This window comes from bacterium, assembly GCA_024742285.1.
In the GTDB taxonomy this organism is placed as follows: Bacteria; Myxococcota_A; UBA9160; order UBA9160; family UBA4427; genus UBA4427.
In genome coordinates this window covers 1-1,033 of record JANSYR010000053.1, presented here as the reverse complement: position 1 = coordinate 1,033, position 1,033 = coordinate 1, and the positions used below count along the sequence as shown (strand labels likewise).

2 protein-coding genes are annotated in these 1,033 nt (G+C 66.5%); both read left to right on the top strand.

Annotation, left to right across the window (positions count from 1 at the left end; all coding sequences use genetic code 11):
- Nucleotides 1-815: ABC transporter substrate-binding protein (locus NXI30_29090; GenBank protein ID MCR9098296.1), on the top strand; the 815-nt coding region annotated here is incomplete at its 5' end.
- Between the two features lie 55 nt (nucleotides 816-870).
- Nucleotides 871-1,033: ABC transporter permease (locus tag NXI30_29085; GenBank protein MCR9098295.1), on the top strand; the 163-nt coding region annotated here is incomplete at its 3' end.

Sequence of the window (1,033 nt, the reverse complement as noted above, 5' to 3'; positions counted from 1 at the left end):
TCGCCCGGCTGGAGCAGACCGACGGGATCACCGTCACCACCGGCCCCGAAAACCGGACGATCTTCTTTGCCTACGACATGGGCTCCGAGGACCTGATCTCCGCGAGCGTCGAGGGCAATCCCTTCGCCGACCCGCTCGTGCGCGAGGCGATGCATCTCGCCCTCGACCGTGATGCGATCCAGCAGGTCGTGATGCGCGGCCAGTCGGTGCCCGGCGCTCAGAACGTGCCGCCCTTCGTCAACGGCTGGGACGCCGAGCTCGACGCCTATGGCCCGCCCGATCCGGAACGTGCGCGCGAACTGATGGCCGAGGCGGGCTATGCGGACGGGTTCTCCGTCGATCTCAACTGCCCCAACGACCGCTACCTCAACGACGAGGCGATCTGCCAGGCCTTCGTCGGGATGCTGGGCCAGATCGGCATCAATGCGAACCTCGTGTCGCAGTCGCGCAGCCTGCATTTCCCGCTGATCCAGAACGACGAGTCGGATTTCTACCTGCTCGGCTGGGGCGTGCCGCCCTTCGACAGCCAGTATGTCTTCGACTTCCTCGTGCACAGCACCGAGGGCGCGCGCGGTGGCTGGAACGGGTCGAACTATTCCGACCCCGAGCTCGACGCCAAGATCCAGTCCCTGGCCACCGAGACGGACCTCGAGGCCCGTGACGCCACGATCGCCGAGATCTGGCAGCAGGTTCAGGAGGACCGCGTCTTCCTGATGGTTCACAACCAGCTCCTGGCCTACGCGGCGCGGGACGGCGTGAACGTCGCCGTCGATCCCGAGAACCAGCCGTCGATGACAACGGTCACCTTCGACTGAGGCACACTCGGCCGCGCCCCCGATCCGGGGCGCGGCCGTATTGTAACTTCCCCTCATGCTGGCCTTCATCCTCAGGCGCTTCGCGCAATCGATCGTCGTGATGCTCGTTGTCGCGCTGATCTCGTTCACCCTGTTCCGCTTCGTGGGCGACCCGGTCGCCAGCATCGTGGGGCAGGAGGCGAGCGTGGCGGACCGTGAGGCCCTGCGCGAGAGGCTGG